The 16,746-nt window shown below is 61.5% G+C and carries 16 protein-coding genes; 11 read left to right on the top strand and 5 right to left on the bottom strand.

Annotation, left to right across the window (positions count from 1 at the left end):
• Positions 1-13: 13 nt before the first annotated feature.
• From AB4Z25_RS26790 to AB4Z25_RS26770, 5 genes are all read left to right on the top strand, one after another.
• Positions 14-511 carry a GNAT family N-acetyltransferase gene (locus tag AB4Z25_RS26790; RefSeq protein ID WP_442210113.1) on the top strand — a complete coding sequence of 166 codons (498 nt, stop codon included), beginning with the start codon at positions 14-16 and terminating at the stop codon, positions 509-511.
• Positions 512-791: 280 nt separating this feature from the next.
• Positions 792-2,660: a potassium/proton antiporter gene (locus AB4Z25_RS26785; RefSeq protein ID WP_442210111.1), complete on the top strand. Its 1,869-nt coding sequence runs from the start codon at positions 792-794 to the stop codon at positions 2,658-2,660.
• Positions 2,661-2,730: 70 nt separating this feature from the next.
• Positions 2,731-3,930 carry a phosphoglycerate kinase gene (locus AB4Z25_RS26780; RefSeq protein WP_112538693.1) on the top strand — a complete coding sequence of 400 codons (1,200 nt, stop codon included), beginning with the start codon at positions 2,731-2,733 and terminating at the stop codon, positions 3,928-3,930.
• A 236-nt stretch (positions 3,931-4,166) separates the two neighbouring features.
• On the top strand, positions 4,167-5,087 hold the full coding sequence (locus tag AB4Z25_RS26775) for a fructose bisphosphate aldolase (RefSeq protein ID WP_112538692.1): 921 nt from the start codon (positions 4,167-4,169) through the stop codon (positions 5,085-5,087).
• 113 nt (positions 5,088-5,200) lie between these two features.
• Complete coding sequence (locus tag AB4Z25_RS26770; RefSeq protein ID WP_112538691.1) at positions 5,201-6,118, top strand: PhzF family phenazine biosynthesis protein; 918 nt, start codon at positions 5,201-5,203, stop codon at positions 6,116-6,118.
• Here AB4Z25_RS26770 and AB4Z25_RS26765 read toward each other — a convergent pair.
• Positions 6,115-6,279 (bottom strand): hypothetical protein, encoded by a 165-nt coding sequence (locus tag AB4Z25_RS26765; RefSeq protein ID WP_310297279.1) that lies wholly within the window; start codon positions 6,277-6,279, stop codon positions 6,115-6,117. The genes AB4Z25_RS26770 and AB4Z25_RS26765 overlap by 4 nt on opposite strands.
• Before the next feature lie 174 nt (positions 6,280-6,453).
• Between AB4Z25_RS26765 and AB4Z25_RS26760 the strand changes: the two genes are divergently transcribed.
• The 3 genes from AB4Z25_RS26760 (at position 6,454) to rcdA (ending at position 8,852) form a co-directional block, all read left to right on the top strand.
• Entirely contained in the window at positions 6,454-7,734 is a 1,281-nt protein-coding gene (locus AB4Z25_RS26760) for an MFS transporter (RefSeq protein WP_112385475.1), read from the top strand.
• Positions 7,735-7,765: 31 nt separating this feature from the next.
• Positions 7,766-7,957 (top strand): DUF1192 domain-containing protein, encoded by a 192-nt coding sequence (locus AB4Z25_RS26755; protein WP_112538690.1) that lies wholly within the window; start codon positions 7,766-7,768, stop codon positions 7,955-7,957.
• A gap of 379 nt (positions 7,958-8,336) precedes the next feature.
• On the top strand, positions 8,337-8,852 hold the full coding sequence (gene rcdA / locus AB4Z25_RS26750; protein ID WP_112385477.1) for a protease adaptor protein RcdA: 516 nt from the start codon (positions 8,337-8,339) through the stop codon (positions 8,850-8,852).
• Positions 8,853-9,000: 148 nt separating this feature from the next.
• On the opposite strand, the gene rpmE is transcribed toward rcdA, so the two are convergent.
• Positions 9,001-9,222, bottom strand: a complete 222-nt coding sequence (gene rpmE / locus AB4Z25_RS26745; protein ID WP_007527409.1) for a 50S ribosomal protein L31 — start codon at positions 9,220-9,222, stop codon at positions 9,001-9,003.
• A 192-nt stretch (positions 9,223-9,414) separates the two neighbouring features.
• Here rpmE and AB4Z25_RS26740 point away from each other — a divergent pair, with 192 nt between their 5' ends.
• Positions 9,415-11,217, top strand: a complete 1,803-nt coding sequence (locus AB4Z25_RS26740; protein ID WP_442210104.1) for an ABC transporter transmembrane domain-containing protein — start codon at positions 9,415-9,417, stop codon at positions 11,215-11,217.
• A gap of 6 nt (positions 11,218-11,223) precedes the next feature.
• On the opposite strand, the gene AB4Z25_RS26735 is transcribed toward AB4Z25_RS26740, so the two are convergent.
• The gene (locus AB4Z25_RS26735) at positions 11,224-12,444 is read right to left on the bottom strand and encodes an adenylate/guanylate cyclase domain-containing protein (RefSeq protein WP_112538689.1); all 1,221 of its coding nucleotides are present in this window, start codon (positions 12,442-12,444) and stop codon (positions 11,224-11,226) included.
• Positions 12,445-12,674: 230 nt separating this feature from the next.
• Here AB4Z25_RS26735 and AB4Z25_RS26730 point away from each other — a divergent pair, with 230 nt between their 5' ends.
• Together AB4Z25_RS26730 and AB4Z25_RS26725 are read left to right on the top strand one after the other, a co-directional pair.
• Positions 12,675-13,664, top strand: coding sequence for a tripartite tricarboxylate transporter substrate binding protein (locus AB4Z25_RS26730; protein WP_112538688.1), 990 nt, complete (start codon positions 12,675-12,677; stop codon positions 13,662-13,664).
• Between the two features lie 65 nt (positions 13,665-13,729).
• Positions 13,730-13,918 carry a YegP family protein gene (locus AB4Z25_RS26725; protein ID WP_112385480.1) on the top strand — a complete coding sequence of 63 codons (189 nt, stop codon included), beginning with the start codon at positions 13,730-13,732 and terminating at the stop codon, positions 13,916-13,918.
• A gap of 36 nt (positions 13,919-13,954) precedes the next feature.
• Here AB4Z25_RS26725 and AB4Z25_RS26720 read toward each other — a convergent pair whose 3' ends face one another.
• The gene (locus AB4Z25_RS26720; RefSeq protein WP_112538687.1) at positions 13,955-15,592 is read right to left on the bottom strand and encodes an FAD-binding dehydrogenase; all 1,638 of its coding nucleotides are present in this window, start codon (positions 15,590-15,592) and stop codon (positions 13,955-13,957) included.
• Positions 15,593-15,713: 121 nt separating this feature from the next.
• On the bottom strand, positions 15,714-16,745 hold the full coding sequence (locus tag AB4Z25_RS26715; protein WP_112538686.1) for a peptidoglycan -binding protein: 1,032 nt from the start codon (positions 16,743-16,745) through the stop codon (positions 15,714-15,716).
• Position 16,746: the final 1 nt, after the last annotated feature.

Below are 16,746 nucleotides of genomic sequence, written 5' to 3'. Positions count from 1 at the left end.
GGAGAACGGTATCTTGGTGGATCTCAGAATTCGAAAAGCGCGCGCAGCCGATGCCGATGAACTCACCATGCTCCTCAACGAGATCATCGCCGCTGGCGGCACGACGGCCATGGAAGAATCCTTCTCTCCCGATCAACTGCGAGACTGGTTCATAGACGGCCAGTCGGCGCTGGCGTGCCATGTCGCCGAGACGGATGACGTCCTTGCGGGATTTCAGTTCCTAAGTCTCTATCCAGATCTTCCCGAGGGATGGGCCGACATCGGGACATTTTCCCGCAAGCACCCCAAAATCCCCGGCGTCGGCACTGCCCTGTTCGCGGCAACGCTTGCCGCCGCCCGGACGCTTGATATCCAGTTCATCAACGCGACGATCCGCGCCGACAATACCGGTGGTCTGGCCTACTATGCGAAAATGGGCTTCGAGACCTACAGCGTCACCAAGGATGTTCCCCTTCTCGACGGCACGCCGGTCGATCGCATCAACAAGCGCTTTCAGGTCAATGGCCGATAAGCGCCGCCTTATCGGCAAAAGCGATGCTCATCTCAGTTTTTGCCCTGCTCTCGCCTGATTTGCCTATACATTCTTTATAGAGATTCTCTCCCGTAGCATTCGCTGGTGAGCCGTCCGGCTCTCCGTTCAGCAGCATGACGCCGCAGCCCAGCAAGGTTAAGCCGCAAGGCCTACCCTTCCGGTCTGTTTTGCCGTTTACTGGCGGAAGCGCAGCAAAGGACGAGGATCGAGCAATGGTTGCGGTTTCCGGGGGCGGGCCGCGGCGCGGATGTGAAAGGGGATGGACGTGGAAGCATTCTATATCGTCGTGCTGGTTTCGACGGCGCTGGTGCTTCTTGCGGCCTTCTCCAGCTTGCTCGCCTTCCGTTTCGGCGCCCCCCTGCTGCTCCTCTTCCTCGGCATCGGCCTGCTGGCTGGTGTGGATGGCCTCGGCATCGAGTTCAGCAACAATTATCTTGCCTATATCCTTGGCTCCATCGCGCTCGCCGTCATCCTCTTCGATTCCGGCTTCGGCACGCCAATCCAGGCCTTCAAGCTTGCCGCGATTCCCTCGCTGACGCTTGCATCCGTCGGCGTGCTTATGACCGCCGCCCTTGTGGGCTTCGCCGCTACCTGGCTGCTCAATTTTAGCTGGCTGGAAGGCATGCTGCTCGGCTCGATCGTCGCCTCGACCGATGCTGCCGCTGTCTTCTTCCTGCTGCGCATCGGCGGCATCAATATCCGCGACAAGGTGCGCTCGACGCTGGAAGTCGAGTCCGGCACCAACGATCCGATGGCGATCTTCCTCACCATTGTCCTCGTCGAACTGCTGGCGAGCGGCGAAGGCTATTCCGGCATCAATCTGTCGATGCTGGCCCTCTTCATCGAGGAAATGGGCCTCGGCGTCATCCTCGGCATGCTCGGCGGCATGATGATCGCCCAGGTGGTCAGCCGTCTCGATACCGATCGCGGCCTGACGCCGATCTTCGTGCTCGGCCTTGCCATGCTGGTCTTCGCCTTCACCGGCGCGGTCGGCGGCAGCGGCTTCCTTGCCGTCTATGTCGCCGGCATCTATGCCGGCAACCGCAAGCTTCCCGGCCTTGCCGCCATCAAGCGCTTCCAGGACGGCATGACCTGGCTGGCACAGATCATCATGTTCCTAGTGCTCGGGCTCTTGGCAACACCGTCACAGTTTCCGGCGATCATCCTGCCCGCCGTGGCGCTGGCGCTGTTCCTGATCTTCGTCGCCCGGCCGCTGGCCGTCTGGCTGTCGCTTCTACCCTACGACTACACCCAGCAGGAAATCGGCTTCGTCGCTTGGGTCGGGCTGCGCGGCGCCGTCTCGATCTTGCTCGCCATCATGCCCATCCTCGGCGGCCTGCCAAATGGCCACGTCTATTTCAATGTCGCCTTCATCATCGTCCTCGTCTCGCTCCTCGTCCAAGGGTGGACGATCAAACCGGTGGCGAAGAAGCTCGGCCTCATCATTCCGCCGCGCATGGGCGCCGTCGATAAGGTCGAGATCGATCTGCCGGGCTCGGCGAACCACGAACTCCTCGCCTATCGCGTCATCAAGGACAGCCCCGTCCTGCGCGGCGAGCGCATCCCGCGCTGGGCCACCCCCTCGCTGGTCATCCGCGACGGCAAGTCGCTGCGCTATCAATATGCCGGACGCCTGCGCGAAAACGATCTGGTCTATCTCTTCATCGTGCCGAGCTACGCCCGCCTGCTCGACCGTCTCTTTGCCAGCAAGGCGCCTGTCGATGAGGATGATGCGGACTTCTTCGGAGCCTTCGCGCTCTCCCCGATCCGCCCCGCCGCCGATCTCGATGCTGCCTATGGGCCGGGTCTGCTGAATGAATCCGAGAAAGGCCTGACGATCGCCGAGCTGATGAAGCAGCGGCTCGGCGGCAAGGCCGACTATGCCGATCGCGTCCGTCTCGGCTCGATCATCCTCATCGTTCGCGACCTCGACGACCAGGATCACATCAGCTCCGTCGGCATGTCTCTGGAAGCGGTGGAACCGGCAATTACCCTACCGATCTTCATCAACATGCGCGATATCATCCAGCGCATCCGCGACCGCTTCAAAGGCCGCCATGTGCCGGAGCCCGCGCATGTGGGACGGGTGCCGGAGAGCGACGAAAACGCGCGTGAAAAGCACGGCTGAACACCTTGCGTCGCGGGGCATCCTTGCTATGGTCGGCCACCTTCCAAGGCACTAACGAACGGATACTCCCATGCCAGCTTTCAAGACCCTCGACGACCTCAACGGCATCGCCGGCAAGCGCGTTCTCGTCCGCGTCGATCTCAACGTTCCGGTGAAAGACGGCAAGGTTACCGACGCAACCCGCATCGAGCGCGTCGCACCGACGATCCTCGAACTGTCGAAGAAGGGCGCAAAGGTCATCCTGCTTGCCCATTTCGGCCGCCCGAAGGATGGTCCCTCGCCTGACCTTTCGCTGTCGCTGATCGCAGCCGACGTCGCCAAGGTTCTCGGCAAGCCCGTTGCCACCGCCACGGACTCGATCGGCGATGCAGCATCCGCCGCCGTCACCAAGCTGCAGGATGGCGATATCCTGCTGCTCGAAAACACCCGTTTCCACAAGGCTGAAGAAAAGAACGACGCCGAACACACCAAGGCGCTCGCCGCCAACGGCGACATCTATGTCAACGACGCCTTTTCCGCCGCCCACCGCGCCCATTCCTCCACCGAAGGTCTTGCCCACCTGCTGCCGGCCTATGCCGGACGCACGATGCAGGCCGAGCTGGAAGCGCTGGAAAAGGGTCTCGGCGAGCCGGTCCGCCCGGTCGTTGCCATCGTGGGCGGCGCCAAGGTTTCCAGCAAGATCGACCTGTTGATGAACCTGGTGAAGAAGGTCGACGCCCTCGTTATCGGCGGCGGCATGGCCAACACCTTCATCGCCGCCCGCGGCACCAATGTCGGCAAGTCGCTCTGCGAACATGATCTCGCCGAAACCGCAAAGCAGATCATGATCGAAGCCGCATCCGCCGGCTGCGCCATCATCCTGCCGGAGGACGGCGTCGTCGCCCGCGAATTCAAGGCGGGAGCCGCCAACGAGACCGTCGCCATCGACGCGATCCCTGCCGATGCCATGGTTCTCGACGTCGGCCCGAAATCGGTCGAAGCGGTCAAGGCCTGGATCGACCGTGCGCAGACGCTGGTCTGGAACGGCCCGCTCGGCGCCTTCGAAATCGAGCCCTTCGACAAGGCGACGGTTGCGGCTGCGAAATACGCTGCCGAGCGCACCAAGGCCGGCAAGCTGACCTCGGTCGCAGGCGGTGGCGACACCGTTTCGGCGCTCAACCATGCAGGCGTTGCCGACGACTTCAGCTACGTCTCAACGGCAGGCGGCGCCTTCCTGGAATGGATGGAAGGCAAGGTCCTTCCAGGCGTTGCCGTTCTCAAGGGCAAATAATCAGCCAAAGCTGATTTAACAATTTTTACATGTGGATAGGACCGCGGAAGCACCTCGCTTTCGCGGTCTTTTGCTCAGTGGGGTCAAAACTGCCCAAACTTTCAAACGATTGAAATGATTTCAATCGTTTCAATGGTTTAGCGCTCCATTCTCCCGCTCATAAACTTCTGTTATCCGCGAATGATAGCCATTGAGCCGTAGGCGCCTAGCGCGCCGATTTTTGGGATAGGAGCAGCATGGTAGACGCGAAGATGTTGGATAAGATGAGCTCTGCACCGGGTTTCATTGCAGCGCTGGATCAAAGCGGTGGCTCGACGCCGAAGGCACTGCGTCTTTATGGCGTATCTGAATCGGATTATTCCGGTGACGAGGAAATGTTCCGACTGGTCCATGCCATGCGCGCCCGCATCATGAGCGCGCCTTCCTTTTCGGGCGACAAGGTCATCGCCGCGATCCTTTTCGAACGGACCATGGACGGTGAAGTCGATGGTCAGGCTGTCCCCTCCTACCTCTGGGAAAAGCGCGGCGTCGTTCCCTTTCTCAAGATCGACAAGGGCCTCGAAGCCGAGGAGAACGGCGTTCAGGTGATGAAGCCAATGCCCGATCTGGACGCGCTCCTGATCCGCGCCCGGCAGACGGGCATATTCGGCACGAAAATGCGCTCGGTCATCGCCCATGCCGACAAGGCAGGGATCGCCGCCGTCGTGAAGCAGCAGTTCGAAGTGGCGCGCCAGATCATCGGCCACGGCCTCATCCCGATCGTCGAGCCGGAAGTCTCGATCGACAGCCCGACGAAGCAGCAGGCCGAGGCCATCCTGCGCGACGAGATCGCAAAGGAACTCGACAAGCTCCCCGCCGGTGAAAACGTCATGATCAAGCTGACGATCCCGACCGTTGCCGATCTCTATGCGCCGCTGATCGCCCACAAGTCGGTGATCCGCGTTGTGGCCCTTTCAGGCGGATACAGCACCGAAGACGCCTGCGAAAAGCTCAGCCATAACCATGGCATGATCGCCAGTTTCTCCCGCGCATTGGCGGAAAATCTGCGCGTGACGATGAGCGACGCGGAATTCGACGCGAGCCTGACCAAAACGATCGCTCAAATTTATGCGGCAAGCGTCGACAAGTCCGACGCGCGCGAGAGCGCCCTCGTTTGATCAAATGTGGGCGGCCTTGGCCGCCCATTTTTCTTTGTCACGGCGACAAGTTTGCCCCTTCTGTGACAGGCGCTGCCGGCTAATCATGGCGACCTGCCGAACAGGAGCCAGCCGTGCCCAATCTTGCCTACACCACCCTCGACGTCTTCACCTCCGTTCGCTTCGAAGGCAATCCGCTTGCCGTCATCACCGGCGCCGAAGCTCTCGACACGGCCGAGATGCAGAAGATCGCCGCCGAGTTCGGCTATTCAGAAATCACCTTCGTGCTGCCGCCGAAGGATCCTGCCAACACCGCGCATGTCCGCATCTTCACGCCGACCATGGAAGTGCCCTTCGCCGGCCATCCGAATGTCGGCACCGCCTATTTCATCGGCCAGCAAAGCGAGGTCTTCGGCAAACCGGTCAGCGACCGGCTGCGCTTCGAGGAGGCAGCCGGTATCGTCGAGGTCGATCTGCGCCGCAGCAACGGAAAGGTGACCGCAGCGACGATCCGTGCGCCAAAACCGCTGCAGGTAGGCGCTGCGATCCCGGAAGCCGATATTGCGCGCTGCATCGCCATACAGCCGGATGAGATCGCCACCGCACTCCACCACCCGCTTTTCGTCTCCGTCGGCCTGGAATTTGCCGTTGCCGAAATCGCAAACCTCGAGGCACTTGCCGCAGCGGTGCCCAACCCCGCCCTGTTCCGCGAAGCCGCCGGTAACCGCGGCGAGAATAACCACGACTTCTCGCTGTTCCTCTATGTCCGCTCCAGCGAGAATCCCTGGCATATTCGTGCGCGGATGTTTGCGCCACTCGATAACGTTCCCGAAGACCCGGCGACCGGCAGTGCCTCCGCCGCCCTCTCCGCCTATCTGGTTTCCCGGACGCCCGGAAGCGATAGCCAACAACGCATCACTATCGAACAGGGTGTCGAGATGGGCCGCCGGAGTATCATCCAGGTCGATGTGACGAAAGCGGGCGGAACGGTCACCGATGTCCGCATTTCCGGCAGCTGCGTCTTCGTCATGCGCGGCGAGATTCTCGCCTAGCCGAAGAACTCGCGCCCAAGCAGCGCCACCGTCCAGATCGCAAAAGCGATCAGCGCAATTTTCCAGAAGTCCATTCGCCGTCGCAAACCGGGCAGCCCGAACGGCTTGATGATGTGTATGACCATGGCCAGGATGAGCAGCAATGCGAGCAGCTTGGTCATGGTTTTATTTTTCCAATATTATCATAATGTCACAGGACCGACATTATTCCGGGCGAACACAGAATTTCTTCATGCCGTAACGGCATTCCGGGGCACAATCAACACCATTGGGACTGGGCGGGACATCGTCTCGGCTTATGTCTTTTTGAAATCGAACTCGTCGAGAGTGGGCATATGAGAAGAAATCTGCTGTCCGTCGCCGCGCTGCTTTTCGGAACGCTTTTCCTCTTCATGGGCAATGGCCTGCAGGGTATTCTGCTCCCCGTCCGCGGGAACATCGAAGGTTACGCCACCACCACGCTCGGTCTGCTCGGCACATCCTGGGCCGGCGGCTTTGTTATAGGCTGCCTCGTGGCGCCGAATATGGTGCGCCGTGTCGGCCATGTGCGCGCTTTCTCCGGTTTCATCGCCATCATCGCCATCAGCGCGCTGTTCAGCGGCATCGTCATCGATCCGGTCTGGTGGATTGCGCTGCGCGCCGTCACCGGCTTCTCCACCGCCGGCACCTCGATGATCATCGAAAGTTGGCTGAACGAACGGGCGACGAACGAAAGCCGCGGCGCGATCTTCTCGCTCTATATCGCCATCACCCTGTTCGGCGTCGTCGGCGGCCAGATGATGATCCCGCTGGAAGATGTGCGCACGCCCATCCTGTTCATGATCTGCGGTGTCTTCTATTGCGTCGCCATGCTGCCGACGACGCTGTCGACGGCGGCTTCTCCGCAGCCGCTGAAGGCCGTGCGCCTCGACCTGCCGGCGCTCTACCGCAATTCGCCTGTCTCCTGCCTCGGCATCCTGCTCGTCGGCATCGCCAATGGTGCCTATGGCACGCTGGGCGCCGTCTTCGGTGCCGGTGCCGGGCTCTCCGATACCAGCATCGCCATCATGATGAGCGCCACGATCTTTGCCGGCGCCGTCATGCAGTTTCCGGCCGGCCGCCTCTCGGACCGCATCGACCGCCGCTACGTTCTGGCCGCCATGTCCGGCCTTGCTGCTCTCGCCGGCATCCTGATCGTCCTCTTCAGCCCGTCCGACCCCTTCTGGGTCATCGGCCTCGTAGTGTTCTACGGCGCCGTCGCCAACACGCTCTATCCGATCGCCGTGGCGCACGCGAACGACTTCGCCTCCTCCGAGGATTTCGTGAAGGTCTCCGGCGGACTGCTGCTGCTCTACGGCATCGGCACGGTCATAGGCCCGACAATCGGCGGGCCTGTCATGTCGATGGTCAGCCCGCACGCGCTGTTCCTGGTAACGGCGATCGCTCACGTGCTCATCGCCGCCTACGCGATCATCCGCAGCCGCCTGCGCGCTGCCATCCACCCCGACGCCCGTGACGCCTACACCACGATCCCGACGGCAACATCGCCGATGATCACGCCCGAAAGCATGACGCTTGCCGACCGCGGATCCAACAAGTCTCCCGAAAGCGGCGATCCTGCTGTAAAGTATGGCTGAAAAGCCAAGCTGAACGAAAGGGAGGATTGCCATGAGCTTCTTTGACGAGGAACGGCCAGTGAAGAAGACCACCCACGAGATTGGTGCGGATCTCTCGCTGTTGTCGGTCGGTGAGCTCAAGGAGCGAATCGAGCTGCTGAAAAGCGAGATCGCAAGACTGGAGGCCGAGTCGGTCAGGAAGGCTTCGGGGCGCGCCGCCGCCGAGGGCCTGTTCCGCTCCTGACTTCAAGAAAGAAGTCACAGGCAAGCGCAAAACACGCTTCGCCCAGTCTTAATGCTGAACAGTATTAACAGGATATTAAGCTTTACGAGCTATTACTTAAACCATCCAGATTTCGTCTGGATCTCAGACAGTTTTCCATGCGGTGAATTGGTCTGATTTTTCTCCCTGTTTTACCTTGAGAGCCGCTTTTGCGGCTCTTCTTTTTTGCCTGCGCGGCCGTTCACCACGAATCTGTGGAAGTTAACCCTTTCTTAAGAAACGCCTTGCGCATTTAGGGTAATGATACCATCTTAAAGACATAAAGACCGGCCCTTGAAACTTTTACTTCAGGCTGGCGTTACCTGACCATATGTAGACGCGTGCAACAGGGACAAATTGAATGTCGGAACTTGGTTTGAATACGATCAGCTTCGCCGGACGCGCCGCCGCATCGTCGCAATTCAAGACGCTTTATGCCGAGGGCATGTCGCTTGTCGAAGAAACCGCAGCCTACCTCGACGGTAACGGCCGCGCAGCTTCCAAGGTCCTCCCCCGCATGGCGTCGGTACTTTACGCAGCGGAATCGATGCGCCTCACCACCCGCCTGATGCAGATGGCATCGTGGCTGCTCTTGCAGCGTGCCGTCAACAACGGCGAGATGTCTCGCGATCAGGTTCTGGCTGAAAAGAACAAGGTGCGTCTCGACGGCTTCAACGTCGATCGCAACGCTCCGGGCTGGGGCGACCTGCCGGAATCCTTCCGCGATCTCGTCGAGCGCTCGCTGCGCCTGCAGAACCGCATCGCCCTTCTCGACCGCGAAATCTATCGCCCGTCGGAAGCCCCGATCGTTCCCGACAATCAGAACAGCGTTCAGGCTCAGCTCAGCCTGCTGCAGACCGCTTTCGGCAACAACTAAGTTTACTCAGAAATATATTTAAATCCGGCCGGTTGCGTTCCCTGCGCAACCGGCCTTTTTCATTGGCGGAAAGCGCAGCCCCAAAACCGGGCAATAAAAAAGCCCGGTAGAAACCGGGCTCTTTTCAAATTCAGTACCGCAGAAGCGATTAGAGGCCGAGGCCGCCGAAACGCTTGTTGAACTTGGAAACGCGGCCACCGCGGTCCATGAGCTGCTGGTTGCCGCCCGTCCATGCCGGATGGGACTTGGAATCGATTTCGAGGTTCATGACAGCGCCTTCCGAACCCCAGGTCGAGCGGGTTTCGTATTCGGTGCCGTCAGTCATCACAACCTTGATGGTGTGGTAGTCGGGATGGATATCAGCCTTCATAACAATCTTCCTGCGATGCCAGGGTCCAATTTGACGCATGTCATTGCGGCAAGAGGCCCGATTGAATAAATGAAGCCGCAGTCTCGAAGGCTACGGCTTCCCATTCGGATGCGGTGCCTATACATGAAGGCCTAAAGGATAACAAGTGCCAACAAGCTGGTGATCAACGGTTTGAGGGCGATTGGAGCTGATTTGACAGACGCAGTGCAGGGCGGGGAAAAGAAGTCGCGATCGCTGAAGCCTCTCGGGCGCCTGACGCCTTATGTCATGCGCTACCGCGGCCTGGTGACCGGCGCCCTCGTTGCGCTGGCGCTCGCAGCCGTCACCTCGCTTGCCCTGCCGCTGGCCATCCGCCGGATGATTGATCACGGCTTCACGCAGCCGGACGGCTCCTTCATCAACAGCTACTTCGCGATGCTGATGGTGATGGCGATCGTTCTGGCGATCGCCAGCGCGCTCCGCTACTATTTCGTCATCACGCTTGGGGAGCGCATCGTCTCGGATCTGCGCCGCGATGTCTTTGCCCATGTGACCCGCCTCTCCGCCTCGTTTTTCGACGTCAACCAGTCGGGCGAGATCGTCTCCCGCCTGACCGCCGACACGACACAGATCAAGTCCGCCGTCGGCGCCACCGCCTCGGTCGCGCTTCGCAACCTGATCCTCTGTCTCGGCGCCATGGGCATGATGGTTGTTACCTCGCCGAAGCTGGCAAGCCTGGCGCTCGGCGCCATCCCGCTGATCGTCTTCCCGCTGGTCGCCTTCGGCCGCTCGGTACGCAAGCGCTCGCGCGCCGCGCAGGATACGCTTGCCGAAGCCTCCGCCTTTGCCAACGAGACCATTGCCGCCACCCGCACCGTCCAGGCCTTCAACGGCGAGGATGCCGCAGCCGCCCGCTATGGCATGGCGGTCGAATCCGCCTATGAAGCCGCCCGCTCGGCAATCCGCTCACGCGCGCTGCTGACCGGTATAGCCATCACCCTGATCTTCGGCAGCGTCGTCGCCGTTCTTTGGGTCGGCGCCCATAACGTGCTCACAGGCACGCTGTCAGCCGGCACGCTCAGCCAGTTCCTGCTCTATTCGGTCATCGCCGCAGGCTCGCTCGGCGCGCTTTCTGAAGTCTGGGGCGAACTCTCGCAGGCCGCCGGTGCCGCCGACCGGCTGACCGAGCTTCTCGACGAAGTATCGCCGATCGCAGCACCGCCCCAGCCGGAAATCCTGCCGGTGCCTGCCCGCGGCCGCGTCGAGTTTTCAAACGTCCATTTCGCCTATCCGTCGCGCCCCGGAAAATCGGCGCTGCATGGTTTGAGCTTTCATGTCACCCCCGGCGAAACCGTTGCCATCGTCGGGCCATCGGGTGCCGGCAAAAGCACGATCTTCTCGCTGCTGCTGCGCTTCTACGACCCGCAACAGGGGATTGTCGCCATCGACGGCCTCGATGCCCGCGCCACCGACCCGGATGATCTGCGCGAGCGCATGGCGATCGTCCCGCAAGACGTGACGATCTTTGCTGCCTCGATACACGACAATATCGCCTTCGGCCGCCCGCAGGCGACCCCTGAGCAGGTCCGCGCCGCCGCGATCGCCGCGCAGGCCGACGAATTCATCGCCCGTCTCGACCGCGGTTACGAAACGCAGGTCGGCGAACGCGGCATCACGCTGTCGGGCGGCCAGCGCCAGCGCATCGCCATCGCCCGCGCGATCCTGAAGAACGCGCCGGTCCTCTTGCTCGACGAAGCCACCTCGGCGCTCGACGCCGAGAGCGAGACGCTGGTCCAGAAGGCCCTCGACGGCCTGATGCAGGGACGCACCACCCTCGTCATCGCGCACCGCCTGGCAACCGTCCTGAAAGCCGACCGCATCCTCGTGCTCGACCAGGGCCGCATCGTCGAGGAAGGCACCCACCAAAGCCTCATCCGCCACGGTGGCATCTACGCCAAGCTCGCCAAGCTGCAATTTGATGCAGGCGCGGAAGAGTTTTTGGCGATCGCTAAGTAATGGCTTTCACCCCTGCGGGAACGTAAACACGTCCACCGGCTCTCCCAATCCGCGGAGCGGGTAGGTGCCGACCGGCTCCAGTTCGGCGCCGCATTTTGCCATGTCGACGAAAGCCTTCGATATCAGCACGGGACGGCCGACCTCCTTGGTCAGGGTTTCGAGCCGTGACGCAACATTGACGGCCGGACCGATCACCGTGAAGTCCAGGCGCTTGCGCGAGCCGATATTGCCATACATCACATCGCCGACATGGACGCCGACGCCATAGCGCAGCTCGACGACGCCGCGTTCGGCGTTGAACTTGTTGAGGTCGTTGATGGCCGTGCGGGCTTCCTTCAGCGACAGGAGAAGATTGCGGCAGGCATCGGGATTGCTGAGCGGGAAGATCGCCAGCAGCCCATCGCCCATGAATTTCAGGATCTCGCCGCCATGGCGCTCGATCGGCTCGGACATGGCATCGAAATAGGCATTGAGCAGTTCGATCACGTCGTCGCGCGGCCACATGTCCGAGATCGTCGTGAAGTCGCGGAGATCGCATATCAGGATCGCCGCCCCGACCGTGCTGCCGCTGCCCCGCGTCGTGGCGCCGGCGAGGATCTGTTCGCTGGCATGCGGGCCGACATAGGTCTGCAGCAGGGTGCGCGCCAGGATATTCTTGACGCGGATCTCGCTGACCAGCGTCAGGGCCGGGAGAAGATCACGGAGGAACGAAATATGCTCGGCCGTGAATCCGCCCGGCAGATTGCTGGAGAAGGTCACGACATGGCGCTTGCCGAGCGTGTGCTCTAATGGCCAGGCGATATAGTCGGTCAGTCCCTCGCCGCGTAACTCATCATAGAGCGCATAGTCGCTGTGGATCTCGCCTTCCAGGCCCTGGCGCACTTCCGAAGCGCCGCTGAAAATCTCGTTCATCGGGCTGCTGAGAAACTGCGGCGTGTTCTCGACACCATAGCCGAAGGTGGTGATCTTGCCTTCCTTCAGCCCCGGCCGCCAGAGAACGCGCGCGCCCATCCATTGCGGATGCAACGTGCGGAAATGCAGCGTCGCGCGGCCGAGCGGCACGCCTGCTTCCAGGAGCATTTCATTCATCTCGACGAAGATGTTGTCGATGAAGCGTTCGCCGCGCGTCTCGTTGACCAGCCAGTCGAGAATACGGCGGCGGCGAAGCGGCCAGGCGCCGTCTTCGGCATCCGTGAAAGTGGCCATCGCATCGGGGGACAGATGCATATCAAACCTCATGAAATCCGCTTGCAGCGGCAAGCGGTGGAATTCTGTTTTACCCTTAGATGGTTATCGAAGGTGCAAATGTAATATCAATCCCCCATTCCAAGGCGACTAAAGTCGCATGCCCTCGAGCAATCGAACCGGTTGCCTTTACCCCACCCTGCCCTAACCTCCTCCTGCCCGGCCAGACGCAGCCGGGCGACTGGGCTGTTGAATTCTGGGAGGAGAATCGAATGGCGACTTTTACATCTACCCGCCGGGCAAGCATCGCCCTCGGCATCGGATTGCTGACCGCGCTTGGCGCGGGTGCGGCGCAAGCCGAGGGATTTCCGGATCGCACCATCACCATGGTGGTGCCGTTCGCCGCCGGCGGATCGACCGACGTGGTAGCCCGTATCATCGCCGAGAAGATGTCGGAGGATCTAGGCCAGGAGGTGACCGTCCAGAACGTTGCCGGTGCCGGCGGCAATCTCGGCGCCGATAATGTCGCCCGCGCCGAGCCGGATGGCTACACCATCCTGATGGGCACGGTTGCCACGCATGCGCTGAACCCGCTGATCCTCAAATCGACGCCCTACGATCCGCAGAAGGATTTCGCGCCGGTCTCGCTGCTTGTCGTGGTGCCGAACGTGCTGGTCGTCAATCCGGAACTGCCTGCCAAGAACGTTCAGGAGCTGATCGCGCTGTTGAAGGCCGAGCCGGACAAGTGGAGCTACGCATCCTCGGGCAACGGCACGCCGCTGCATCTCTCCGGCGAGCTTTTCAACGCCATGGCCGGAACGAAGATGCAGCACATCCCCTACAAGGGCGCAGGCCCGGCGCTGACCGACCTGCTCGGCAACCAGGTCTCGATCATGTTCGACAACCTGCCTTCGTCCTCCCCGCACATCAAAAGCGGCAAGCTGCGCGCGCTCGCGGTCACAACGGCCGAGCGGGCTACATCCTTCCCGGATATTCCGACGATCGCCGAATCCGGCGTTCCCGGCTACGAGACCTACACCTGGAACGCGCTCTTCGCCCCGGCCAATACACCGGCCGATGTGGTGGCAAAACTCAACGATTCAGCCAACAAGGCCCTCAAGGATCCTGCCGTAGCCGGGCGGATGAAGGACTTCAGCGCCACGATCGTCGGCTCGACGCCGGAAGAGCTTGGCGCCCATGTGAAGGCCGAACTGGCCAAATGGGAACCGATCGTTAAAGGTGCAAATATCCAGATGGAATAGATTGAACTTTTGCTCTAGATTGCTCTTTGTTACCGGGGCAACTTCCTGATTTTGGGAGACAATCGATGTATAAGTTCGAAGTGTACAAAGACAAGGCTGGTGAATTCCGTTTCCGCTTCAAGGCGTCAAACGGCGAGCAGATGTTCGGCTCGGAAGGCTACAAAGCAAAGGCATCCGCGCTGAGCGCCATCGAATCCATCAAGAAGAATGCGCCCGGCGCAACGGTCGACGATCAGACCAAGCCAACGGCATAATTTAAGGGAGGCGGCATCCCGAATGTGGTGCCGCCTTCACACCGCCCGCCCGGCCACCCGGCCGGAAAAAATGCAACCGCCGAGGAAGGTTCCCTCCAGCGCGTTGTAGCCATGCATGCCGCCGCCGCCGAAACCGGCGACTTCGCCGGCCGCATAGAGACCGGGTATGGCATCGCCATTTGCGCCCATCACCCGCGCCGAAAGATCCGTCTCCAGACCACCCAGCGACTTTCGCGTCAGGATATGCAGGCGCACGGCAATCAATGGTCCCTTGGCCGGATCGAGCAGCCGGTGCGGCCGGGCCGTCCTCAGCAGCTTGTCGCCGATATAGCGCCGTGCGCCGCGGATCGCCGTCACCTGCGCATCCTTGGAAAAGCTGTTGCCGATCTCGCGGTCGCGCGCTTCGATCTGCCGGCGGATATGCGAAACGTCGAGCAGCCTTTCGCCGGTCAGCGCATTCATGCCGTCGACCAGCTGCTCCAGCGTGTTGCGAACGATGAAATCCTCGCCCTTGTCCATGAACGACTGCACCGGCCCTGGCAGTTCGCGGCCAAGTCGCTGCAGCAGGAGCTTGATATCCTTGCCCGTCAGATCCGGGTTCTGCTCGGAGCCCGAGAGAGCAAACTCCTTCTTTATGATCGCCTTGGTCAGGATGAACCAGCTGTAGTCGTGGCCAGTCTGCTTGATCGCCTTCAGCGTCCCGAGCGTATCGAAGCCCGGCATGGCAGGGGCGGCGAACCGGTTGCCGCGCGCATCGCACCAGAAGGAGGAAGGACCGGGAAGGATGCGGATACCATGGTTCGCCCAGACCGGATCCCAGTTCTTCAAGCCCTCGGTATAATGCCACATGCGGTCGCCATTGATGACGCGGGCGCCGGCCCGCTCGCCGATTTCCAGCATGCGCCCATCGACATGGGCGGGCACGCCGGCGACCATCGCGGCCGGTGGAGGCCCCAGCCGCTGCTGCGGCCAGTTTCGCCGGACGAGATCGTGATTGCCGCCGATACCGCCCGAGGTGACGATGACGGCGCCGGCGCGGATCTGGAACGTGCCGGAAATCATCCGCGCCGTCGCCTTGCCGCGCGGCGCACTGTCAGGCACCAGAACGGTGCCGAAAGCGCCGACGACCGTGCCGTTCTCGACGATCAGATCATCGACCCGATGGCGAAAGGCGAAGGTGATCTTGCCCTGTCCTTCCGCTACGCGGACGCGGCGAATAAAAGGCTCGAGAACGGCCGGCCCTGTTCCCCAGGTCAAATGAAAGCGCGGCACCGAGTTTCCATGGCCATGCGCCATGCCGCCGCCGCGTTCGGCCCAGCCGACGACGGGAAACCAGCGCATGCCCTGCTGATGCAGCCAGGATCGCTTTTCGCCGGCGGCAAATTCCAGATAGGCTTCGGCCCAGAGCCGCGGCCAGTAGTCTTCCGGGCGATCGAAGCCAGCTGAGCCAGACCAGTCCTGTCGCGCCAGATCGATACTGTCGCGGATACCCAGCCGGCGCTGTTCGGGACTGTTGACGAAAAACAGCCCGCCGAGAGACCAGAAGGCCTGCCCGCCCAGGCTCTGCTCGCCTTCCTGATCGACGATGCAGACCTTGTGTCCGCGATCGGCAGCCTCTGAAGCCGCCACCAATCCCGCCAGGCCTGCACCGATGACGAGCACATCACATTCCATCCCGAACGCCTCCCCGCATTCACGAATCCAACGTTATTCAGCAGCGGCGTCAGCCGCAACTGCTGGATTTCACTCTCTGAAATTTGGGGCGGTGGCAGGGCGGCCAGATACCGCCCCCAGCTTATTTCTCGGTGAGCTTGAGCTCGATACGACGGTTGGTTGCCCGTGCATCGGGCGTATCGCCGGGTGCGATCGGCTGGAATTCGCCGAAGCCTGCGGCCACCAGCCGGTCGGCAGGGACACCCTGCGAGATCAGATATTTGACCACCGAGATGGCGCGCGCCGAGGAGAGCTCCCAGTTGTCGCGGTAGCGCCCCGTGCCTGACAGCGCCACATTGTCGGTGTGTCCATCGACACGCAGCACCCAGTTGATCTCAGGCGGGATTTCCTTGGCGAGATCGAGAAGGGCTGCCGCAAGCTTGCCCATCTCGGCGGTACCGTCCGGATTGAGATCCGAGCTGCCCGACGGGAACAGCACTTCCGATTGGAAGACGAAGCGGTCGCCGACAATGCGGATGTTTTCGCGATCGGAGAGAATCTCGCGCAGACGGCCGAAGAAATCGGAGCGGTAGCGGTTCAGTTCCTGCACGCGCTGTGCCAGCGCCACATTCAACCGCCGCCCGAGATCGGCGATCTTTGTCTGCGAGGTCTGATCCTTCTGTTCGGATGCCTGAAGCGCCACTTCGACGGCAGCAATCTGGCTGCGGAGTGCGGCGATCTGCTGGTTGAGCAGCTCGACCTGGCTCATCGCCCGCTCGCTGACCTGCTTCTGCTCGTCGAGTTCCTTCGTCAGGCCGCCGATGCGCTGCTGCGCGACGTCCTGCCCGCCGGAGCCGGCATCGAGAAGCGCCTGCAGCCGCGAACGCTCGCTCTCGGCACCGGCAAGCGAAGCCTGCAGATTGGCGACGGAATCTTCCAGATCCTGCTTGCTGCCCTTTTCGAGCGCCAAGAGCTGCGTCAACTCGTTGATCTGGCTGTTGAGGCGCGTCAGCACCTCGTCGCGACCGCTGATTTCGCGGCTGAGGATGAACTGGCCGACGACGAAGACCGTCAGCAGGAACATGATGGAAATCAGCAGCGTCGACAGCGCATCGACGAATCCGGGCCAATAATCGACCGTGCGCTCGCGGCGGCGGTTCCTGGCGAGAGCCATG

It is taken from the genome of Rhizobium sp. RAF36, from assembly GCF_052114105.1.
Lineage (GTDB): Bacteria > Pseudomonadota > Alphaproteobacteria > Rhizobiales > Rhizobiaceae > Rhizobium.
Note: the sequence above shows the minus strand (reverse complement) of the source record. Positions and strands in the feature narration are given on the sequence as shown.

Bases quoted from the DNA above. Each gene is read 5' to 3' on its own strand.
- rpmE (WP_007527409.1), bottom strand. From the start codon at position 9,222: ATGAAGGCTGATATCCATCCCGACTACCACACCATCAAGGTTGTGATG.
- AB4Z25_RS26715 (WP_112538686.1), bottom strand. From the start codon at position 16,745: ATGGCTCTCGCCAGGAACCGCCGCCGCGAGCGCACGGTCGATTATTGG.
- AB4Z25_RS26755 (WP_112538690.1), top strand. From the start codon at position 7,766: ATGAGCTTCTTTGACGAGGAACGGCCAGTGAAGAAGACCACCCACGAG.
- AB4Z25_RS26780 (WP_112538693.1), top strand. From the start codon at position 2,731: ATGCCAGCTTTCAAGACCCTCGACGACCTCAACGGCATCGCCGGCAAG.
- AB4Z25_RS26765 (WP_310297279.1), bottom strand. From the start codon at position 6,279: ATGACCAAGCTGCTCGCATTGCTGCTCATCCTGGCCATGGTCATACAC.
- AB4Z25_RS26775 (WP_112538692.1), top strand. From the start codon at position 4,167: ATGGTAGACGCGAAGATGTTGGATAAGATGAGCTCTGCACCGGGTTTC.
- AB4Z25_RS26725 (WP_112385480.1), top strand. From the start codon at position 13,730: ATGTATAAGTTCGAAGTGTACAAAGACAAGGCTGGTGAATTCCGTTTC.
- AB4Z25_RS26735 (WP_112538689.1), bottom strand. From the start codon at position 12,444: ATGCATCTGTCCCCCGATGCGATGGCCACTTTCACGGATGCCGAAGAC.
- AB4Z25_RS26730 (WP_112538688.1), top strand. From the start codon at position 12,675: ATGGCGACTTTTACATCTACCCGCCGGGCAAGCATCGCCCTCGGCATC.
- rcdA (WP_112385477.1), top strand. From the start codon at position 8,337: ATGTCGGAACTTGGTTTGAATACGATCAGCTTCGCCGGACGCGCCGCC.
- AB4Z25_RS26760 (WP_112385475.1), top strand. From the start codon at position 6,454: ATGAGAAGAAATCTGCTGTCCGTCGCCGCGCTGCTTTTCGGAACGCTT.
- AB4Z25_RS26785 (WP_442210111.1), top strand. From the start codon at position 792: ATGGACGTGGAAGCATTCTATATCGTCGTGCTGGTTTCGACGGCGCTG.
- AB4Z25_RS26720 (WP_112538687.1), bottom strand. From the start codon at position 15,592: ATGGAATGTGATGTGCTCGTCATCGGTGCAGGCCTGGCGGGATTGGTG.